The sequence below is a fragment of the Herminiimonas sp. genome (genome assembly GCF_030645555.1).
Lineage (GTDB): Bacteria > Pseudomonadota > Gammaproteobacteria > Burkholderiales > Burkholderiaceae_D > Oxalicibacterium.
This window is the reverse complement of sequence record NZ_JAUSME010000097.1, coordinates 1-4,335: the sequence shown is the minus strand read 5'-3', so window position 1 is coordinate 4,335 and position 4,335 is coordinate 1. Positions and strand designations below refer to the sequence as shown.

The window sequence follows — 4,335 nt, the reverse complement described above, 5'->3', positions numbered from 1 at the left end:
AGCAGGAAATCGGTATGCGCTTCCGGCAGGTAATGCAGTTTTTCCACGCTGCCACCCAGGCCGACGCCGAACAGTTCACCGCGACCGAATGCGATCAGCGAATGCGATAGTTGGTATGCCTTGCCCAATGCGTTTTCTTCTTCCCATGGATTCAGGTAGGCAAAAATCCGCTCGCGCCGCCAGGGCGAAAGCAAAATCACCATGCTGAATATGCCGACCAGCGTCGCGCCTATGCCGCCGAACCAGATGCCGTTGATGCCACCCAAAAACAGGATGCCCATCGCGATGCAGACGATCACGCCGAACGCGCCCAGATCAGGCTCCAGCAACAGCAGCAAGCCGACAAAACCGATCGCCAGCGTCATCGGCATGAAACCCTTGGTCAGCTTGTGCATCACCTGCTGCTTGCGCACCGTGCAATCGGCTGCATACAGGACGACAAACAGCTTCATCAATTCGGATGGCTGCAGGTTGAAGACCTTGAACGACAGCCAGCGGCGCGCACCGTTGACGCCCTTGCCTACGCCTGGAATCAGCACCAGCACCAGCAATATCAGCGTCGCGACAAACAGGTAAGGTGCAAGCTTTTGCCAGGTTTCCATCCGCACGCGGAAGGCGAGCAAACCGGCGATCAGCGAAACGCCGATGAAGGTCGCCTGACGCGTCAGGAAGTGCGCATTATCGTAACGCGCATACTTGGGCGAATCAGGCAGCGAGATCGAGGCCGAATACACCATCACCATGCCGAACAGCATCAGCAACAATACGACCCATACCAAAGGCTGGTCGTACGCCATCATCTTCGAGCGCTGGTCGAGACTGGTCACGGCTTTTTGCGCCGCTGCACTGGAAAATGAAGGCATCGCGAATTTCATATGGCGACCTCGCCACGCGACAAGCCGATTTCACGCACGGTTGCCACAAACACTTGCGCGCGATGCGCATAATTTTTGAACATGTCGAGGCTGGCACAGGCTGGCGACAACAAGACTGCATCGCCGGCATGCGCCAGTGCGGCGGCTTTTTCTGTCGCTTCTTCGAGTGTCGCGCAATCGATCATATCCACGCCCGTGGCTGCAAGCGCGGCGCGGATAAGTGCTGCATCCTTGCCTATCAATAAAACCGCGCGCGCATATTTGGCGACAGGATCAGCCAGTGGTGAAAAATCCTGGCCCTTGCCATCGCCGCCGGCGATCAGCACCAGATGCTTGGACCTGCCATCCTGGCTGACACCCAGGCCGTTCAAGGCGGCGACTGTCGCGCCTACATTGGTGCCTTTGCTGTCATCGTAATAATCGACGGCGCCTATCGTCATCACGTGTTCGACCCGATGCGGTTCGCCGTGATAATCGCGCAAGCCGTGCAGCAACTGTGCGAACGGCAAGCCGATTGCGCGGCACAGGGCCAGCGCCGACAGGGCATTGATCGCATTGTGCTGGCCGCGTATCTTGAGGGCGTCGACCGGCATCAGTTTATTGGTCGAAATAGCCAGTTCGACGTTATCTTTCTTGCGGCGTTTTTTCTGCGGCTCTTCTTCCTCTACCGCCACCGACAGCCAGCGCATGCCGTTTTCATCGACCAGGCCAAAGCAATCCGCCTGCTCGGCTTCATCGGCGCCAAACGTGATGACGCGCGTCAGCGGCATTGCCATCTGCATCACCAGCGCATCGTCGCGATTCAGGACGCGTATCGTGTTGCTGCCGAAGATGCGCTCTTTGTCGGCGGCGTAAGCCTGCATGTCGCCATGCCAGTCGAGATGATCTTGTGTCAGGTTCAGCACGGTCGCGACATCTGCCTGCAGGCTGTACGTCGTATGCAACTGGAAGCTCGACAGTTCCAGCACCCAGACTTGCGGCAAGCTGTCGTTTTCGACTGCCATGCGCAGACAATCCAGCGCCGCCGGGCTGATGTTGCCAGCCACTTGCACGCTCAGTCCGGCACGCTCGCACAACAAGCCGACCAGGCTGGTGACTGTGGTCTTGCCATTGGTGCCGGTGATCGCGATGACTTTCGGTGCGTATGCCTTTTCTTCCTTCAACGCCGCCAGCGCCTGCGCAAACAATTCGATTTCACCCCAGAGCGGGATTTCCTTTTCCTGCGCTGCAGGAATGATCGCAACCAGTTCGCGCGAAGGCATCAGGCCCGGGCTGATGGCGACGAAATCGATGCCGTCCAGCAGCGCGGCGGAGAAATCGCCGCCCATGAATTCAGCTTCAGGTGCGATCTCGCGCAGTTGCGGCAAACGGTCCGGCTGCGCGCGCGTATCCGCCACGCGCAGCGATGCGCCACAGCGGACCAGCCACTGCGCCATCGCCAGCCCGGATTCACCGAGCCCTAAAACCAGAACATGTTTGCCTGCGTAGTTCATTTATATGTTCTTACCGTAATTTCAAAGTGGATAAACCAAACAGCACCAGCATCATAGTGATGATCCAGAAGCGCACGACAACTTGCGTTTCCTTCCAGCCTTTTTGTTCAAAGTGATGGTGCAAAGGCGCCATCAACAGGACGCGCCGGCCGGTGCCGGTGCGCATCTTCGTGTATTTAAAGTAGGCGACCTGGAGCATCACCGACAGGGTTTCGACCACGAACACACCACCCATGATGAAAAGCACGATTTCCTGGCGCACGATGACGGCGATGGTGCCGAGCGCGCCGCCCAGGGCCAGTGCGCCTACGTCGCCCATGAACACTTGCGCCGGATGGGCGTTGAACCAGAGGAAAGCCAGACCGGCACCCGCCATCGCACCGCAGAATATGATCAATTCGCCGGCGCCCGGGATATGCGGAATGAACAGATACTTGGCATAGGTCACACTGCCGGTCAGGTAGGCAAACAAGCCGAGCGCGCTACCGACCATCACGGTAGGCATGATCGCCAGGCCATCCAGGCCATCGGTCAGGTTGACCGCATTGCTGGTGCCGACGATGACGAAATACGTCAATGCGATAAAGCCCCATACGCCCAGCGGATAACTGATGGTTTTGAAGAATGGCACGATCAAATCGGCTTTCGGCGGCAAGTCCATGCTGAAACCGGATTGCACCCAGGCCACGAACAGATCGAAGAATTGCGAATTGCTCGGTGCCGAAACAGAGAACGCCAGATAAACCGCGGCGAACAGGCCGACCACCGATTGCCAGAAATATTTTTCCCTCGATGCCATGCCTTTCGGATCCTTGTAGACCACCTTGCGGTAATCATCGACCCAGCCCACTGCGCCGAAACCCAGCGTCACGATCAGGACGACCCATACGAAACGATTGCTGAGGTCAGTCCACAGCAGGGTCGAAATGCCGATCGCCAGCAGGATCAGGGCGCCGCCCATGGTCGGCGTACCGCTCTTGATCAAATGCGTTTGCGGACCGTCGGTGCGCACCGCCTGCCCGACTTTCAGGCGCGTCAGCATGCGGATCACGGCCGGGCCGAAAACCAGGCCTATGGCCAATGCCGTCAACGTCGCAAACACGGCGCGGAAGGTAATGAAATTGAAGACCCGTAGCGGTCCGATTTCATCCTGAAAATGTTGTGCCAGCCAGAGCAGCATATTAGTGGGCTTCCTGAATTTGTTGACCGAGTAAATGCTGTACCACGCGTTCCATTTTCATGAAGCGCGATCCTTTTACCAACACCGTTGCATCCGCATCCAGGATGGCGGCGAGTGCATCGTTTAAAGCCTGCACACTGTCGTAGTGCGCCGCATGTGCGCCGCATGCACTGGCCGTATGACGGGCCAGATCGCCCAGCGTGAGCACATGTTCGATACCGTTTGTGCGCGCATAAGCGCCGATTTCTTCGTGATACTGACGACCTTCGTTGCCGACTTCGCCCATGTCGCCCAGCACCAGGATGCGCGGCGCGGAAAACTGCGCCAGCACATCGATGGCCGCGCGTACCGAATCCGGATTGGCGTTATAGGTGTCGTCTATGACCAGCGCACCGTTGGCGGCCGTCTTGCGCTGCAAGCGGCCGCTGACTGGCGCGAAAGCTTGCAAGCCGCGCACGATTGCATCCGGCGCCACCCCGATGGCCAGCGTGCAGGCAATCGCAGCCAGCGCATTGCGCACGTTGTGCACGCCGGCAGCCGACAACGCGATATTGAATTTCTGTGTGCCTGCCGTGATAGCCAGGTCACTGCCGAATACATTGGCAACATAAGTGCAGCGCACATCTGCGTCATCCGAAAAACCGAAGCTCAGTATCTTGCGTGACGCCGCATAGCTACGCCATAAAGGAGTAAATGGATCGTCAGCCGGGAACACGGCCACGCCATCTGCCGGCAGATTCGCCAGCACTGCGCCGTTTTCTTCGGCGACGGCGGCAACGCTGGCCAT

Annotated in this window: 4 protein-coding genes; all 4 read right to left on the bottom strand. The window is 58.3% G+C overall.

Annotated features, from left to right (window positions below; genetic code table 11):
- Nucleotides 1-875, bottom strand: an 875-nt coding sequence (locus Q7T06_RS03850) for an FtsW/RodA/SpoVE family cell cycle protein (protein WP_304780446.1), incomplete at its 3' end; no start/stop codon positions are given.
- Nucleotides 872-2,368, bottom strand: coding sequence for a UDP-N-acetylmuramoyl-L-alanine--D-glutamate ligase (gene murD, locus Q7T06_RS03845; protein WP_304780444.1), 1,497 nt, complete (start codon nucleotides 2,366-2,368; stop codon nucleotides 872-874). The genes murD and Q7T06_RS03850, both read right to left, overlap by 4 nt.
- A 10-nt stretch (nucleotides 2,369-2,378) precedes the next feature.
- The gene (gene mraY / locus Q7T06_RS03840) at nucleotides 2,379-3,548 is read right to left on the bottom strand and encodes a phospho-N-acetylmuramoyl-pentapeptide-transferase (protein WP_304780441.1); all 1,170 of its coding nucleotides are present in this window, start codon (nucleotides 3,546-3,548) and stop codon (nucleotides 2,379-2,381) included.
- A 1-nt stretch (nucleotide 3,549) separates the two neighbouring features.
- On the bottom strand, nucleotides 3,550-4,335 hold a 786-nt coding region (gene murF, locus Q7T06_RS03835), incomplete at its 5' end, for a UDP-N-acetylmuramoyl-tripeptide--D-alanyl-D-alanine ligase (RefSeq protein ID WP_304780439.1).

Excerpts from the sequence above, each read along its gene's own strand:
- murD (WP_304780444.1), bottom strand. The coding sequence starts at position 2,368 with ATGAACTACGCAGGCAAACATGTTCTGGTTTTAGGGCTCGGTGAATCC.
- mraY (WP_304780441.1), bottom strand. The coding sequence starts at position 3,548 with ATGCTGCTCTGGCTGGCACAACATTTTCAGGATGAAATCGGACCGCTA.